Here is a 14,604-nt window from a genome sequence, read left to right as displayed (position 1 = left end):
CCACGGGAGAGGGAACCGGCCGGCCCGACACGGGCGTCAGCGGGCCGGCCGGCGCAGCCGGTCAGAGTTGCTCGTCAGTCCGGGGTAGGGCATTGGGAGCGTGTCTGTCATGGCCAGGCAGACCTCCTGGACCGGCTGCGTCCGGCGGATGGCCCCAGGGACCGGGGGGTGGTCCATGGGGTTCCGCCGAGGCAAGAATTTCAAGCTGTTCGGGCGTCAGTTTGGTGCGAAGGGCTGCGATGGCGTCCTTCAACTTGGTGGCTGCGACCGCGCGCTCAGTAACATCGTCGGCCAGCCTTTCCTGGAAGGCGAAGGGATCGCGGGGACCTTGGTCGGCTTTGCCGCCGGAGCCATCTGCGGCTCCAGGACCACGATTGCCGGAACCACCGGGGCCATGATCGGGACCGGGCGGCGCCAGCACCGCCTGCAGCGCGCTGGTGTAGTCGCGCCAGGCATCGAGCTGTTCGCTTCGTACCCCGATGCGGGTTTCAAGCGCGGCGAGCCGAGCTGCGAGCCTGAATTGCGGCGGCGGACCCATGCGATGCGAATCGAAGCCCTCCGGTCCGTGCCAGGCAGGCCGGTGCGGCCAGGGACCTTGATCCGGTGAGCCTTGATCCGGCGGACCCTGGTCGGGACCGCCTTGCATTGCAACAATTTGCGGTGGCTCGCCGGGCGGCGCGACAAAATCGACGTGCTGCGCAAGGGCGGGATGAATGGCGACCGCGGAGAACAGGCCGAGCGCCAGAAGTCTGCTTTGCATGACGTAATCCTTTCCCACATGCATCGGATGGCAGCAGGATAGGGGGCCTTTTTTTCCGCTTTGCTTCGGTGTGTTGCCGAAGGTTTCCAGCAAAGGGAGATTTGTTTCGGAACGTTTCTGGCGGATTGCTGGCAACATTCGGTTGCAATTTTATCTGCTGTGCGCCAGCGGCTTGCCTATAATCGGCGCGGTAACCGGCAAAGGGCATGTCGCAGGCAATGCAATCGCAACCCCATATCCTCGTCGTCGACGATGACCGCGAGATCAGGACGCTTCTCGGGCGCTACCTCGACGGCCAGGGCTTTCGCGTTTCGATGGCGGCGGACCGGCGCGAATGCGAGCAGAAGCTCGGCGCCGGCCAGTTCGACCTGATCGTGCTCGACGTCATGCTGCCCGATGGCTCGGGGCTGGATATCTGCCGGGGCTTGCGCGACCGCAAACCGCATATACCGATCATCCTGCTGACGGCCCTGAAAGAGGATGTCGACCGCATCATCGGACTGGAACTCGGCGCCGACGATTATATCGGCAAGCCGTTCAATCCGCGTGAGCTCACCGCCCGCATCCGCGCCGTGCTGCGGCGCGCGGCGCCGGAGGAGTTTGCGGCACCACGCGCGCGCATCTACCGCTTCGCCAGCTACACGCTGGAGCCCGACACCCGTAGAGTCACGGATGCGGAAGGGGTTCCTGTCGATCTGACCGGCGCCGAATTCGACCTGTTGCAGGTGTTTCTCGACCGGCCCGGCCGGCTCTTGTCGCGCGACCAGCTGCTCGATCTCACCCAAGGCCGCGAGCGCGAACCGCTTGATCGCTCGGTCGACGTTTTGATGAGCCGGCTGCGCCGCAAGTTCGGCGAGACCGGCGAGGGGCCGCTGTTCAAGACAGTGCGCAATGGCGGCTACCAGTTGACCGCGCGTGTCGAGGCCGTGGAGGCCGAGATATGAACTCGCTGCGCCGGCGGCTCATTTTGTTGCTGGTCGCTTCGATCGTCGGTGTGGTCGGCCTGGCCACCGCCGCCGTGATCAGCGTGCGCGGCGGCGGGCCGCCGCCGGAACTGACCGTGCCCTGGATTGCGCAACAGATGGAACTCGTGGTGCGGCTGCAGCCCGGCCCTGTCCCTGATGTGCTGAACGTGCAACTCACCGATCATCCCGCCGGCGGCAAGGTCGCCCGTGCCGAAACGGCGATGCTCAACGACATACTGCGCCGCCGGGGCTTCGACCTCCGGGCCATCGTCAGCGACAAGGCGGACGAACCCGGACAAATCGCATCGGTGCAACTGCCCGACGGCCGCTGGGCGATCATGGAGGTGCCGCACGTCAAGCCGCCAAGGCGAGAATGGCTGGTTCTGGCCGGCTGGATCTCGCTGATCGTGGCCGGCGCCACGGCGGTGTCCGTCTATTTCACGTCGGTGTTGATCCGGCCGCTGGAAATGCTGGAGGCCGCTGTCTCCAAGATCGGGTCGGACGGTGTGCTGGCGTCGGTGCCGGAAGTGGGCTCGGCCGAAGTCAAGGCGACCGCGCATGCGCTGAACCAGCTCTCCGCCCGGCTGAAGACGGCGATGGAAAGTCGCATGCGGCTGGTCGCTGCCGCCGGTCATGATCTTAGAACCCCGATGACACGCATGCGGCTGCGCGCCGAATTCCTCGACGACGACCGCGATAAATGGCTGCACGACCTCGACGAGCTCGACCGCATCGCCGACAGCGCCATCCGGCTGGTGCGCGAGGAGGTCAACCAGGACGCGGTGGAACCAGTCGACCTGGAAAGGCTGGTGCGCGACATCGCCGCCGAGATGCGGTCGCTGGGACACCAGGTGTCGGCCGACCACCTCGACAAGGTCTCGGTGCGGGCAGGGGCACTCGGTCTGCGCCGGGCCTTGCGCAATCTGATCGTCAACGCCGCCACGCACGGCAAGGGTTGCAGCGTTTCGCTCACCGCTGCCGACGGCCGCGCCGTCTTGGCAATCGCCGACCATGGCCCCGGCATCCCGCCGGAATTGCTAAACAAGGCGTTCGAACCATTCTTCCGCGTCAACCCCGCCCGCTGGCAATCCATCCCCGGCGCCGGTCTGGGCTTGGCCATCGCCAAGGAAATCGTCGAACGCTATGGTGGAACCATCACGCTGGAAAACCTGCCGGGCGGCGGGCTTTTGCAGACGGTTGGGTTTGAGGCGGTTTAGCGCGCGGCCAGACTCCTCGGCGATCCCGGTGCCGGCGCGGTCCGAATCGGCTATGCCTGCGCCATGCAGGAAACGTCTCTCTACGTCCCGGTGAAGCGGTTTCTCGAGAGCCTGGAATTCACGGTCAAGGGCGAAATCGGCAATTGCGATATCGTGGCGGTGCGCGATGGCGAGCCGCCGGTGCTGGTCATTTGCGAATTGAAACTGCAGTTCAACCTGGAACTTGTCCTGCAAGGCGTCGATCGGGCCGCCGCCTGCGACGAGGTATGGTTGGCGGCGCGGATGTCGGCGCGTGGCAAGGGCCGCGAGCACGACCGCCGTTTTCGCGCGCTCTGCCGGCGGCTCGGCTTCGGGCTTCTGGCTGTCAGCAGCAAGGGCGAGGTCGAATTGCTGCTCAGCCCGGCCGCTCTGCTGCCGCGCCGCGACCCGAAGCGGCGCTCGCGGCTGATGGAGGAACACCGGCGCCGGCGCGGCGATCCGGTGGTCGGTGGCGGCTCGCGCGCGCCTGTTATGACCGCCTACCGGCAGGATGCGCTGGCCTGCGCCGCCGCCATGACCGACGGCCCGAAGCGCCCGCGCGATCTGAAGGCGATTTCGCCACGGGCGGCCAGCATCCTTCTGGACAATGTCTATGGCTGGTTCGCTCGGGCCGAGCGTGGGGTCTATGCGCTGACCGAAGGTGGCCACGCCGCCCTGCAGCGCTGGCCGCAGGTGGCGCACGACCAGGGGTGAGGATTTTTCGCAGTGCCTGCAGCGTTACTCCTTGGCGGCGCTCAATCGCCGGTAGGAGACGCCATCGAAACTTGCCGTCACAAAGTCGGTGGCCGACATCTTTCGTTTGCGGCCGTCGCTGCAGCTGTAGAGCGGCCAACCGACATCGCTGCATTCGCTGGCGGCGCAAAAGCGGGCAAGGCAATTTCCGACGGTCACCCGGAAGCCGCCAGTGCCTGCAAAACCCTGCAGCAGGCTGCCGTCCGCCGCACGCCATGTCCGCGCCCTGAATTCCGCGCGCAACGACCATGGCTCGAGCGGGACCGCCAGATTGGTCTCACCGATGCGCCCGGCAAGGTTCAGGCGGCTGCGCGCCATGCCCGACGTGTAGGCAGTTACAAGGTCCGATTCGGCCGCATAGGCCGAGGCTGTGCTGGTGCGATCAAGCACATGCGAGATACGGTCGCCTGCCTCTGCCGGCTGTACCAAGGCCGCCGTCAAGGCGAGGAAGGCAAAGCAGGCTTGCAGACCATTCCAGCCGCCGGCCTGCCACCGGTCCGTATGCGATGTCTCCCAAGCCAGCATCCTGCCGATCCCGCCCGTGGCGTCTGCCACAATCTGCCGTCATCGATGAAGGCACAATGACAGCTGGATCCTGACATCACCCGGTAAAGACGGCGTTGCCATTCGGATGATGGATGCATCACGGACTCGAATGCCGCGCTTTACTCCAGCCCCTACGCCGATGCGCCCCCGGAAGGCTGCGAGAGTTTGCTGATCGCCAGGGATTTTCTGTCGCCTGTCGCGACGAAGGAATTGGCCGGCGCGCTGCGCACCCCCGCCGACCTGCTCGGCGCTTCACTCATCCACAACGAGCGCCCGACCGGCTGGGTGGACTGGCTGCGCAGCGTCGGCGTCGAGCCACAGGCGGGCGCCAGGACGGGCGAGGCTCTTCGCCGGCGGTAGGATGGCGGCCCGCGGAAACGCTCGCTGGTGGGGCTAGTAGCGGCCCAGCGGTCAAGGGCGGGGGGCTTGGGGTTTGACCACCGGGCCTAACCGGCGTGAGGGCGCCGGCTGGCAAGGGATCATACGCCGACATAACGTGTTGTAGAATGGGCTCCTTCCGTTCCCGAACCGTGCAGGAGACGTTCCTTTACGTAAGGGAAGGCTAAACAAACCCGCCGTCGCTTGGCGATGGTCCAGGCGCCGCGCTATATCAGCCGGATGGGCCACCAGCAGTCCGCCGCGTGCCCCCACGCGACGGACCTCTGATGGGAGCGGCTACATCCCTAAGGAATCGACCGCTTGTAGATGTATTGTGAACTGCCGGGATCGCGTTAGCCTATGGTGTGATCGCGGAAGCCCGAGAGAGGAGATTGGCGCCTGGGGCGAAGGGGCTAGGCGATCACGACATTGAAAAGGTCTGGTGGGCGGCTCGCGTGCTGCATTTTCCGAAATTGAACGTCTCGACTTGGTTCGAAGGGTCCGAGATCATGGGCATCACGCATGGGTCGCACACGGTGCTGGGCAAGGGTGAACGCGCGCTGGCGAAGGCGGCTAGTCGTTAACCCGCCCTTGATTTTCTTGGATCCAGCTTAGCGTAGCGGTACATCTCATTGGAGCCGATCACACCCGACTCCCCTTCAGAGAAGTTAGTTCGTGACGGCCCCGCAGCGGTGAATACTACACCAGCCACCTCAAACGCATGAAGTAGGGCGGCGAGCTTCGTGGGACGCGGAATCCTCCGCCCGTTTTCAAAGTCGCGTATTGTCCCTTCGCTCAAACCGCTCTTGGAAGCGAGCCGCACCTGAGACCAGTTCAATAGCGCCCGTGCCGCCCGTGACTGCTCTGGTGTCATCACCAGGGTCGAAGTGCTTTCGCCCCTGCCGTCCTGCTGGCTGACGCCGTGGTTCCTAATGTCGTCGGCCATGACCGTTCCTCCTGGCAAAGAACAGCGGCTGACAGCGAATGTTCCATCTCGCTTACATAAGAGACAGCTACGGAGCCGAACCAGACAATGAGACATTAAGCCCGCCGTCAGGTCTTAGTCAGCAGCCTGACTTTTGAGAGCCTTCGCCGAGCGAGTTTGCGAGCCGTATCTGCGAGGTGATTGCCAAAGACTTCTGTGACGAATGCAAGGGTCATCAAGTCGATCAAAAAATCGCCGATCGCGCCCGAGACAACGTAATCGGACCTAGGTCCCATGTGCAATGCGCCTGACGTCGGAACGCGGAACGTTTGCTGAAGCGCTACGCTCGGCAGTGTCATTCGCGTCGTTGTATTGGGGAGGTGGCTTAACGCCAATTTCGAATGAGTTGAAGGACGAGTACCTGGAATTTGAGTGCCCCAACTGTTCCCATGTAATGGTGAAAAAGGGCTCGTGGTTCAAGGTTATATCGAGCTTCAACTGCGACCAATGCGACGCGAGGATAAGGCTTGGCTATCCGGACAAGCTCACACTTTTTGAACAAAAAAGCGAAGCAGGAACCTGTCTGTACGGTGAGAGTTCAAGCGGGCCGGCAGTGCGTTGGGGTGGCGGGTTGAACGTCGGGCCTGACCGGCCCGGGGGCCAAGCCGGTTTGGTGGAATCGTTCATTAAGCGATGCTTATAGAGCCTGAAGGTGGCCGACGCGATCTTGGCCGGTGAGAACAGTGAAATCCGCGCCGGCCACCGCGGAATACGGGAACCGCCCACGGAAATTAGCGCTCTCCGAACGATCGGTAACGATTGGTTAAGGATGTACAGTGAGTCCTGGTTGAAGCCACCTCTGAGCGCATTAAATCCCCAAGGTCACCGGCGATGTATGGACATCGGTGCTTGGAGTTCGTTGCGCTTTCGCCCCGGGATTAGAGGTGGGCATCATGACCCAGCCAAGGATATCGGCTTCCGACTGCAATGTCTTGCGTGGCGCCTTCCTAAAATGCGTCATCGAAAAGAACATCCCAGAGGACCGATGGCGTGATGAGGCTGCCCTGTTGATCCGAGACTATACGGATAGTGATGACGTAGATTCCAACTTGCTGGAATGGATCATACGGACTGGCACTATCTAGCTGATGCGGCTGCCGGTCAAAGGAGCTCGGCCGGCTTTTTGCTATATAAGCGGAACCTGATATTTTGCGCCTGGTTTCAGATACGGCAGCGGCCCCCCGCTGCTGGCCGAGGGCCCCAACCCTTGGCCGGGCCCGCATCGCCCCCAGCGGTGCAGGCCCACTCACTCTCCAAAGTTGCAATGGTCTTTGCCTTGGTTCTGCAGGGCCGTTTTGCAGCGATGCGAGCCGTTTTCATGCCCGCGGCGCGAGCCAGCAGGTCGGGCTTTCTCTCTTGCCGCTTATGTCAACCGCCCGATGAGCTTCCTGCCTTCCCTTGCGCGAGCCGGAATGCGTAGTTGTTACGGATGTGGTTGTTGAAATAGCGGCCCTTAGCAAACGCAGATTGAAACGCGGCAAAGGCCTCAACCGGTACGTCCAAGAACTCGTAGTGCTTCCCGCTGGCTACAAACCAGACTGAGAGAACCCGGGTGTTTGGGTCATAGTCGAACTTGCTGATCGAGGTCGACGGCATGGTTGGTTGAGGGTCTTCGGCAACCGCCCCGCTCCTAGTTGTTCATTTCAAGCGGCTCGTGATCCGGCTGCTCGTGCCACATCACCTGGCGAAAGTCGCGCCGGTCGACCTTCTGGCCGCAGATCGGGCATGTGTGAAAATGGTCGTGGCCGTCTGCCTTCGGCTCGTGGGGCTTGCCGGGCTTAGGTGGTCCAAGGTCCGCAATTCTCGTCATTTGGCAAAGTCCCGGGGCACGCCATCCTCAAGACTGAATTCATGCGTGCTTCTCGCATCCTCATCGACCACACGAAACCAGTGTTCCTGAAGAGTTCGAGGCGACACTCGTTGCCCAGTGACTTTCTCTACCGCTGATATCGGATCATCGGCGTTTGTGGCATGGGACGAGACACGCTCGTCTCCATGCCACTCTTCCACTTGGTATTCTGGCATGCTGGCCTACCTGTCGCTTCCCATTGCCTTCGCTTCCCGCTCCAGCGTCGCGCGATTGTTCCCGTGCTTGGCGATCAGGTCTTTCACCTGCTGGGGCGTGATCCCGACCTTCTTGGCGAAATACTGGACCTCATAATCGTCGCCGGTTTCGCTGGGAGGATACCGGCCGATGGTGCTTAGTTGACTTGTTCGACCTCAGGAGCAGGCGCTTGGTCGGTCGATGGCACCGGCGTGCAATCTTGCCCCTTGCACTCCTCGACGTGGTCCTCGGCCGGCGGCAAGCAATTTTGCCCCTCGCAATGAACCGGCGGCTGCTCTGGTACCGCTGCGGCGTTCGGCGACACAGGCTGATCTTCGGCGCGAACCGACACCACGCCTGCCAGGCCGATCATGGCCGCGCACAAAAGCGCTGTTCGCAGCAAGTTCATTCCCGACCTCCACGGCTGAGAGCGAATGGAACTTATACTTTCGAACCGGGGCCGACATACCGTCACCCGCGAACGACGTTAACAGCGCGTTTCCGCCGGGATGTGACGCGCCGCTGCCGGCGGGTGTGGCTTGTGGGCCTCGTAACCTAAGCGGCGCGCCGTTGGGGGATATGGAGACCCGAACGGGCTCGACGAGGGTCCACGGCGGTCACAATGTTGTGGTGGTGATCGCAGTAGACACGATCTGGCGAAGTTGGCCCGGCACAAAAACGGTAGCCGCCAGGTACTGACGGGTCTTCGCTCACCGGGAAGCGGCACTGATAGACGCCGAGCTGAATGAGGGGAATGTCTCTCGAAGTTAGTCTGGTATTTTCAGGCATGATGGTTTTCAGGTTCCTTGGTTCATAGCCATTTCTGGCTGACAGCCGCAGTGCGACCCGTCGGGCGAGCTTCTCTCGATTTGGACGGCTTTGGATCACCATATGGTGCTGGTCGCACCGTCAATGAAGCCCGACGCCCTGCTTTTGAAGCCAATAGTTTGCGACTTAAGGCCACACCTGCGCCACTAGTTGTGCCGCTTTTTCGTTCGTTCAGAGCAAAAAGGAATGCTGGCTTAGGACATTGGTTAACCGCGAGCGGCCGACGGGGATTGGTAAGCGGCGCTAAAACAGTCGTGACGGTCCAGCCATTCAAAATAATCGACCTGAACTAACGAGCCCCTGCTTCGCCAAGCCTACCTTGGTGCGGAGACTCACCGACGCGGAGATGCATTTCGGGCCCCCTATCGGGTCCGCAGACATCAGATCACAATCAAGTCCTTGAAATATCTGGTACGCCCAAGGGGAATCGAACCCCTGTTACCGCCGTGAAAGGGCGGTGTCCTAACCGCTAGACGATGGGCGCGCTCAGACGAAGCGGCTTATAATTGCGTTGTTGCCAACCGGCAACCCATCAGCCGCCAGATGCGACAACTTTTTTCAAGAAGGGCAAGAACGGCTGTTCGGTGAGGCAGGCGGGCTCCGTAGTCGCGCGGAGATTGCATGTCTGTGGAGATTGGCCGAAGCGTTCCTCACGGTCATCCACGGGCGGAGCAAGGAGCGTAGCGACGCAGCGCAGACCCGAGGATCCATGCCGCGACGTTTGAGCGTCGCCACGGTGCAGAATTCTGCACCGCTGCGTTCTGCGGCTGGAGTCCTGGCATGGATCCTTGGGTCTGCGCTCCGCTTCGCGTCGCTGCGCCCAAGGATGACGAAGTCGCGGAGGCTTCGGCTAATCTCGAACGTTGCTCATAGCTAGCCGGAAGGAACGGTGGGCTGCTGGCAGCCCTCAACCCGTTTGCCGTATGTGGGCTTAGCCCCGCCGGCGGCAGCGCCAGTTCCAGTCGCGCTCGGGGCCGACGTCGACGTGGACGGATTCGGTGTGGCAGTAGGTGCCGACGCCGCCGCGGCCGGGCATGGTCCTGATATAGCTCGCCAGCTCCCATTTGGAGACGCCGGGAACCTGGATGTCGGCGGCGGCGCAATACATGTGCAGCGAATTCTTGGCGCCGTTGGCGCGGCGGTTGCGGGCCGGGTCGCGGTAGCCGGAGGTGACCATCATCTTGCGCCCGTAGTGGCCTTCGATGGTCTTCAGCACGCGCACCAGCGACGGCTTCAGGCAGGCGACGTCGACGCTTTCGTTCTGCTTCAGCAGGCCGTTGGGCGCCAGCCGGGCTAGACCGGCGGCCGAGGCCACCTGATAGCTGCCGCCCGAGCCTTCGTCCTCGTTCAGATCGACGTCGCTTTCGTCGTCGATGCCGGATTTGCGCTTGATCTCGAACAGCGCCGTCTGGCGCACGCCGGGCAGCGCATCGGCGCCGGTGATATGGCTGCTGCTGTCGTCGCCGAGCGAGGCCAACTGAACCGGCTTGTCGGCCGAGGTGGCAGAAGCCAGCGTGACAATGGGCTTGGCGGGCGCTTCCTTGGACTGGGCAGCAACCGCAGGCTGTTCGCCCGAGCGGGAGTTGATCAGCGGAGCGGGTGCAGCCGAGGCTGGTGCCGTGCTGAACAGCGAAGCGAAGAAACCCTTCTTCGGCGCATCGACCTGTTGGGGTGCGGCGGCCGTCACGTAGACTTCATTGGTCGCGGGGGTCGCGGGTGCCGCGGCCGTCGGCTTCGGTGCGGTCTCGCCGGCATCGGCAGCGGCAATCTTCTGCGCCGCGTCGTCCGTTGCGGCCGCAGTCTGTGCCGGCTGCTGCAGCGGCTGCGGCGTCTGGCCGACGATGGCTTCGGCGCCCGCGGGGACAGTGACCGGGAAGCCGGTTCCGGGCTTGGCCAGCGGCACATAGGCGACCTGCTCGGGCAGCGTCGCATCGCCCGCGGCCGTCATCATCATCTGTGGCCCCGTCGACGTGATCTGCGCGGTCGATGTGACCTGCACGGTCGAATCGCCCGGCGCCGCAGGGCTGGTGCCGGAAGCCGCGGCGATGTCAGAAGCAGTGGCGTTGTAGCCGGGCATGCCGACCGACATTGTAGGGTCGCCGGCGGAGGTGCAGGACGCCAGAAGCACGGAGAAAAGTGCTGCCGCTATTGTGCGACCCTCTCTCCCCGCGAGACGCGATCCTACTGATTTCAAAACTAAATTCCCCCTCGGTGTCCGGTCGGCCTGCTATTGGTGCGGCGTCGAAACGTTCACGTCCAATAACCCTATGTTCCCAAACCGGAAACGAGACTTGTGTCAATTCTGCAAGCCTCTGAATTAATCGCTCGTTGGAGGCGAATTGAGGCTACTTGATGGTTGACGACACCATTTCGCCCCGTTTTGCCGGTCCGTCAACTCACCAGACATTACAGTCTGTTACACACGCACCTTGACATAGGTGCCGGGGGCATCACCCAGGGTTTTCATATGGTTGCCCGGTTTGCGGGCCGGAACGAGGGTGTCGTCCTGGGTCTCGATCCAGTGCTGCCAGTGCGTCCACCAGGAGCCGGGATGCTCCACTGCATTGGCGAACCACTGGCCAAAATCGCCCACCGGCTTGCCGCCGGTCCAGTACTGATACTTCTTGGCCGCCGGCGGATTGACGACACCAGCGATGTGGCCGGAGCCGGCCATTACATACTCGACGTCGCCGCCGAAATATTGCGAGCCGAGGAATACCGAAAGCGCCGGCGCGATGTGATCTTCCTTCGATGCCAGATTGTAGACCGGGATGGTGACGTCGGCGAGCGAGACAATGCGGCCGGCGAGTTCCATCACGCCTCGTGTGAGATTGTTCTCGAGATAGCAGTTGCGCAGATAGAAGGAATGGTTGGCCGCCGCCATGCGGGTGGAATCGGCGTTCCAGTAGAGCAGGTCGAAGGGCAGGGGATCCTTGCCGCGCATGTAGTTGTTGATGACATAGGGCCAGATCAGGTCGCCCGAGCGCAGCATGTTGAAGGCGGTCGCCATCTTGGTGCCGTCGAGGTAACCCTTTTCGTTCATCGACTTTTCGACCGCCGCCACCTGGTCCTCGTCGACGAACACTTTCAGGTCGCCGGCATGGGTGAAGTCGACCTGCGTGGTGAAGAAGGTCGCCGACTTGATGCGGTTGTAGCCTTCCTGCGCCAGGAGCGCGAGTGCGGCCGCCAAAAGCGTGCCGCCGACGCAATAGCCGATGGCGTTGACCTCCTTCTCGCCGGTCGCCTTCTCGATCGTGTCGAGCCCGTATTGCAGGCCTTCGCGGATATAGGCTTCCCAGCCCTTGGCGCCGTGGCGCTCGTCGGGATTGATCCAGGAAATGACGAAGACGGTGTGGCCCTGCTCGATCGCCCAGCGGATGAAGGATTTTTGCGGGTTGAGATCGAGGATGTAGTATTTGTTGATCCACGGCGGACAGATCAGCAGCGGCCGCTTGAGCACCGTTTCGGTCGTCGGATCGTATTGGATGATCTCGGCGACATCGCTGCGCCCGACCACCTTGCCGGGTGAGGTCGCGACATTCTTGCCGATCTCGAAGGGCGAATAGTCGGCTTGTCTCAGCTTCAAGTCGCCCTTGCCGGCGGCTATGTCCTCGGCCAGCATCTTCATGCCGCGCACCAGGTTTTCGCCGTTGGAGGCGACGGTTTCGCGAAACAGCTCCGGATTGGTCAGGATGAAGTTCGACGGCGAGATGGCGTTGGACACCTGCTTGACGTAGAAGCTCGCCTTGTGGCGGGTGTGGTCGTCGAGGCCTTCGGCGTGCTCGACGAGGTCGGCCGCCCAGCGCGAGGTGACGAGATAGGCCTGTTTGAGGAAATCGAAGAACGCGTTGCGGCCCCACTCAGGGTCCTGGAAGCGCTTGTCGCCGCGCTCCGGCTTGACCGCATCGTCGGGCGCTTCGGTATTCGGGCTGATGCGCTGGATGGCGTTTCCCCAGACGGTCATGTAGCCGGCGAACAGCCGCGTCTGCGCTTCCAGCGCGCGCTGCGGATCGGCAAGCCAGTATTCGCTGAGCTTGGAGAAGGTTTTGACCATGTCGACTACGGGCTCGGCGACGTGATCGCGCACCTCACCTGTTTCACGCGGCTCGGCCCAGGCGGAGGCCGCCTTGCCGGCCTGCTCGACCATGCGCGCCATGTTCAACGCGAAGCGTTCCGGGTCTTTCACCAGATATTGCTCGACGGTCGAAGATTGATCATCTTCCGCTTTGCTCGAATCAGGTGTTTTGGACATGGCTCGCGGGGTTCCTCCCGAGGCGTTTTCTTGACATATTATCATGGGACATCTGACCGGGTCCAATGCGCTGTACCCCGGCTGCCAGGAAAACAATATGACGATTAACACCGGCAAGACCATTTTTTCGGGGGCAGGCCGCTTTTGCCGCATCGCTGTTGCGACAGCTTTTCTGGCGCCAGGGCTGTTGGCAGCAGGCGGCTGCACCAGCGCCAACACCGGCAACGGGATGAATGTAGGCCTGACACAGGGCGCGCAGGACACCGGCTCCTATCCCAATCTCAACATCCCGCCGCAGGTGGCGGCAAAGCAGCTCACGCCCGAGGAAAGCAAGGCCAAGCTTGACCAGCTGAAAGCCGAGCAGCAGGCGCAGGCGGGCAAGGGCGGCGGCGGTGTTCCGTCCACCAGCCCGGCGGCGCTGAACTCGCTGGCGAAGAACCACGGCAAGGATACGCTGAAGCAGATCGAAGCCAAATGCGATCCCGCCCTCGACCCTACCTGCAAATAGGGCTATATGGCGCGCCGAAAGCCCATCTTTGCCAAGGTCCGCTTTGCCAAGCCAACTCTGCCAAAGCCAATTCTAATCGTCTGGAACTGACATGGAAGAATTTCACAAGGTCCGCCGGCTTCCGCCCTACGTGTTCGAGCAGGTCAACCGGCTGAAGGCCAGCGCCCGTTCGCGCGGCGCCGACATTATCGACCTTGGCATGGGCAATCCGGACCTGCCGACGCCGAAGGCGATCGTCGACAAATTGTGCGAAGTGGTGCGCGATCCGCGCACGCATCGCTATTCCTCCTCGCGCGGCATTCCCGGTCTGCGCCGCGCCCAGGCCGCCTACTATCAGCGCCGCTTCGGCGTGAAGCTCAATCCCGACACGCAGGTGGTGGCCACGCTCGGCTCGAAGGAAGGCTTCGCCAACATGGCTCAGGCGATCACCGCGCCCGGCGACGTGATCCTGTGCCCCAACCCGACCTATCCGATCCACGCTTTCGGCTTCATCATGTCTGGTGGCGTCATCCGCTCACTGCAGGTCGAGCCGGATGACGGCTTCATTCCGGCGCTCGAGCGCGGTGTCCGCCATTCGATCCCGAAGCCGCTGGCGCTGATCCTCAACTATCCGTCGAACCCGACGGCGCTGGTCGCCTCGCTCGATTTCTACAAGGACGTCGTCGCCTTCGCCAAGAAGAACGACATCATCATCCTCTCGGATCTTGCCTATTCGGAGATCTACTTCGACGGCAATCCGCCGCCTTCGGTGTTGCAGGTGCCGGGCGCCATCGATGTCTGCGTCGAGTTCACTTCGATGTCGAAGACCTTCTCCATGCCCGGATGGCGGATGGGCTTTGCCGTCGGCAATGAGCGGCTGATTTCGGCGCTGACGCGGGTGAAGTCTTATCTCGACTACGGCGCCTTCACGCCGATCCAGGTGGCGGCGGCATATGCGCTCAATGGCGACGGCGCCGACATCGCCGAAGTGCGCGAGGTCTATCTGAAGCGCCGCGACGTCATGGTCGACGCCTTCAGCCGCGCCGGCTGGACCATTCCCGCACCAGCGGCCTCGATGTTTGCCTGGGCGCCGATCCCGGAGCCGTTCAAGCATCTCGGCTCGCTCGAATTCTCCAAGCTTCTGATCGAGCACGCCGACGTGGCTGTGGCGCCGGGCATCGGCTTCGGCGAACATGGCGACGATCATGTGCGCATCGCACTGGTCGAAAACGAGCACCGGATCCGTCAGGCGGCGCGCAACATCAAGCGCTTTCTGGCGTCTAGCGCCAAGCAGCCGAACAATGTGGTGCCGCTCGCCGCGCATCGCTAAGGTCGTCGCACATCTTAATTGAGCAGAGTTTGAGGGGCGTC

16 protein-coding genes and 1 tRNA gene are annotated in these 14,604 nt (G+C 62.6%); 7 read left to right on the top strand and 10 right to left on the bottom strand.

Going from position 1 to position 14,604, the window contains the following annotated elements:
- Positions 1-61: 61 nt before the first annotated feature.
- Complete coding sequence (locus ACYHH6_RS24505) at positions 62-898, bottom strand: hypothetical protein (RefSeq protein ID WP_352588738.1); 837 nt, start codon at positions 896-898, stop codon at positions 62-64.
- 80 nt (positions 899-978) lie between these two features.
- Here ACYHH6_RS24505 and ACYHH6_RS24500 point away from each other — a divergent pair, with 80 nt between their 5' ends.
- From ACYHH6_RS24500 to ACYHH6_RS24490, 3 genes are all read left to right on the top strand, one after another.
- Positions 979-1,704, top strand: coding sequence for a response regulator (locus tag ACYHH6_RS24500; RefSeq protein ID WP_352588939.1), 726 nt, complete (start codon positions 979-981; stop codon positions 1,702-1,704).
- Positions 1,701-2,942 (top strand): ATP-binding protein, encoded by a 1,242-nt coding sequence (locus ACYHH6_RS24495; protein WP_352588741.1) that lies wholly within the window; start codon positions 1,701-1,703, stop codon positions 2,940-2,942. The genes ACYHH6_RS24500 and ACYHH6_RS24495 overlap by 4 nt, the downstream gene beginning before the upstream one ends.
- Before the next feature lie 63 nt (positions 2,943-3,005).
- The gene (locus tag ACYHH6_RS24490) at positions 3,006-3,674 is read left to right on the top strand and encodes a DUF2161 domain-containing phosphodiesterase (protein WP_352588744.1); all 669 of its coding nucleotides are present in this window, start codon (positions 3,006-3,008) and stop codon (positions 3,672-3,674) included.
- Between the two features lie 24 nt (positions 3,675-3,698).
- Here the strand turns inward: ACYHH6_RS24490 and ACYHH6_RS24485 are convergent, their stop codons facing one another.
- Entirely contained in the window at positions 3,699-4,268 is a 570-nt protein-coding gene (locus ACYHH6_RS24485; protein ID WP_352588747.1) for a hypothetical protein, read from the bottom strand.
- Positions 4,269-4,424: 156 nt separating this feature from the next.
- On the opposite strand from ACYHH6_RS24485, the gene ACYHH6_RS24480 reads away from it, so the two are divergent.
- Positions 4,425-4,619 carry a type 2 periplasmic-binding domain-containing protein gene (locus ACYHH6_RS24480; protein ID WP_352588750.1) on the top strand — a complete coding sequence of 65 codons (195 nt, stop codon included), beginning with the start codon at positions 4,425-4,427 and terminating at the stop codon, positions 4,617-4,619.
- A 410-nt stretch (positions 4,620-5,029) separates the two neighbouring features.
- Entirely contained in the window at positions 5,030-5,221 is a 192-nt protein-coding gene (locus tag ACYHH6_RS24475; RefSeq protein ID WP_352588753.1) for a hypothetical protein, read from the top strand.
- Here ACYHH6_RS24475 and ACYHH6_RS24470 read toward each other — a convergent pair.
- The 8 genes from ACYHH6_RS24470 to phaC all read right to left on the bottom strand — a co-directional run bounded on the left by ACYHH6_RS24470 (position 5,218) and on the right by phaC (position 12,746).
- Positions 5,218-5,583: a helix-turn-helix domain-containing protein gene (locus ACYHH6_RS24470; RefSeq protein ID WP_352588756.1), complete on the bottom strand. Its 366-nt coding sequence runs from the start codon at positions 5,581-5,583 to the stop codon at positions 5,218-5,220. The genes ACYHH6_RS24475 and ACYHH6_RS24470 overlap by 4 nt on opposite strands.
- A gap of 1,407 nt (positions 5,584-6,990) precedes the next feature.
- Positions 6,991-7,218, bottom strand: coding sequence for a KTSC domain-containing protein (locus ACYHH6_RS24465; RefSeq protein WP_352588759.1), 228 nt, complete (start codon positions 7,216-7,218; stop codon positions 6,991-6,993).
- Positions 7,219-7,252: 34 nt separating this feature from the next.
- Positions 7,253-7,432 carry a hypothetical protein gene (locus tag ACYHH6_RS24460; RefSeq protein ID WP_352588762.1) on the bottom strand — a complete coding sequence of 60 codons (180 nt, stop codon included), beginning with the start codon at positions 7,430-7,432 and terminating at the stop codon, positions 7,253-7,255.
- A 221-nt stretch (positions 7,433-7,653) separates the two neighbouring features.
- Positions 7,654-7,818 (bottom strand): DUF3606 domain-containing protein, encoded by a 165-nt coding sequence (locus ACYHH6_RS24455; protein WP_352588942.1) that lies wholly within the window; start codon positions 7,816-7,818, stop codon positions 7,654-7,656.
- Between the two features lie 403 nt (positions 7,819-8,221).
- A complete protein-coding gene (locus ACYHH6_RS24450; RefSeq protein WP_352588765.1) occupies positions 8,222-8,557 on the bottom strand; it encodes a GcrA family cell cycle regulator in 336 nt (111 codons plus the stop codon).
- A 346-nt stretch (positions 8,558-8,903) separates the two neighbouring features.
- Positions 8,904-8,978 (bottom strand) — tRNA-Glu (locus ACYHH6_RS24445).
- Between the two features lie 447 nt (positions 8,979-9,425).
- Entirely contained in the window at positions 9,426-10,583 is a 1,158-nt protein-coding gene (locus tag ACYHH6_RS24440; protein WP_352588768.1) for a YcbK family protein, read from the bottom strand.
- A 327-nt stretch (positions 10,584-10,910) separates the two neighbouring features.
- Complete coding sequence (gene phaC, locus ACYHH6_RS24435) at positions 10,911-12,746, bottom strand: class I poly(R)-hydroxyalkanoic acid synthase (protein ID WP_352588771.1); 1,836 nt, start codon at positions 12,744-12,746, stop codon at positions 10,911-10,913.
- A 97-nt stretch (positions 12,747-12,843) separates the two neighbouring features.
- On the opposite strand from phaC, the gene ACYHH6_RS24430 reads away from it, so the two are divergent.
- Complete coding sequence (locus ACYHH6_RS24430) at positions 12,844-13,254, top strand: hypothetical protein (protein ID WP_352588774.1); 411 nt, start codon at positions 12,844-12,846, stop codon at positions 13,252-13,254.
- A 91-nt stretch (positions 13,255-13,345) separates the two neighbouring features.
- Positions 13,346-14,563, top strand: coding sequence for an LL-diaminopimelate aminotransferase (locus ACYHH6_RS24425; RefSeq protein ID WP_142865034.1), 1,218 nt, complete (start codon positions 13,346-13,348; stop codon positions 14,561-14,563).
- Positions 14,564-14,604 lie beyond the last annotated feature (41 nt).

The sequence above is a fragment of the Mesorhizobium sp. P171375 genome, assembly GCF_057786075.1.
The sequence above is the reverse complement of the archived record's forward strand: the minus strand, read 5'-3'. Positions and strand labels throughout refer to the sequence as shown.

Excerpts from the sequence above, each read along its gene's own strand:
- ACYHH6_RS24450 (WP_352588765.1), bottom strand. The coding sequence starts at position 8,557 with ATGGTGATCCAAAGCCGTCCAAATCGAGAGAAGCTCGCCCGACGGGTC.
- ACYHH6_RS24490 (WP_352588744.1), top strand. The coding sequence starts at position 3,006 with ATGCAGGAAACGTCTCTCTACGTCCCGGTGAAGCGGTTTCTCGAGAGC.
- ACYHH6_RS24500 (WP_352588939.1), top strand. The coding sequence starts at position 979 with ATGCAATCGCAACCCCATATCCTCGTCGTCGACGATGACCGCGAGATC.
- ACYHH6_RS24465 (WP_352588759.1), bottom strand. The coding sequence starts at position 7,218 with ATGCCGTCGACCTCGATCAGCAAGTTCGACTATGACCCAAACACCCGG.
- ACYHH6_RS24495 (WP_352588741.1), top strand. The coding sequence starts at position 1,701 with ATGAACTCGCTGCGCCGGCGGCTCATTTTGTTGCTGGTCGCTTCGATC.
- ACYHH6_RS24470 (WP_352588756.1), bottom strand. The coding sequence starts at position 5,583 with ATGGCCGACGACATTAGGAACCACGGCGTCAGCCAGCAGGACGGCAGG.
- phaC (WP_352588771.1), bottom strand. The coding sequence starts at position 12,746 with ATGTCCAAAACACCTGATTCGAGCAAAGCGGAAGATGATCAATCTTCG.
- ACYHH6_RS24425 (WP_142865034.1), top strand. The coding sequence starts at position 13,346 with ATGGAAGAATTTCACAAGGTCCGCCGGCTTCCGCCCTACGTGTTCGAG.
- ACYHH6_RS24430 (WP_352588774.1), top strand. The coding sequence starts at position 12,844 with ATGACGATTAACACCGGCAAGACCATTTTTTCGGGGGCAGGCCGCTTT.
- ACYHH6_RS24460 (WP_352588762.1), bottom strand. The coding sequence starts at position 7,432 with ATGACGAGAATTGCGGACCTTGGACCACCTAAGCCCGGCAAGCCCCAC.
- ACYHH6_RS24440 (WP_352588768.1), bottom strand. The coding sequence starts at position 10,583 with ATGTCGGTCGGCATGCCCGGCTACAACGCCACTGCTTCTGACATCGCC.
- ACYHH6_RS24505 (WP_352588738.1), bottom strand. The coding sequence starts at position 898 with ATGTTGCCAGCAATCCGCCAGAAACGTTCCGAAACAAATCTCCCTTTG.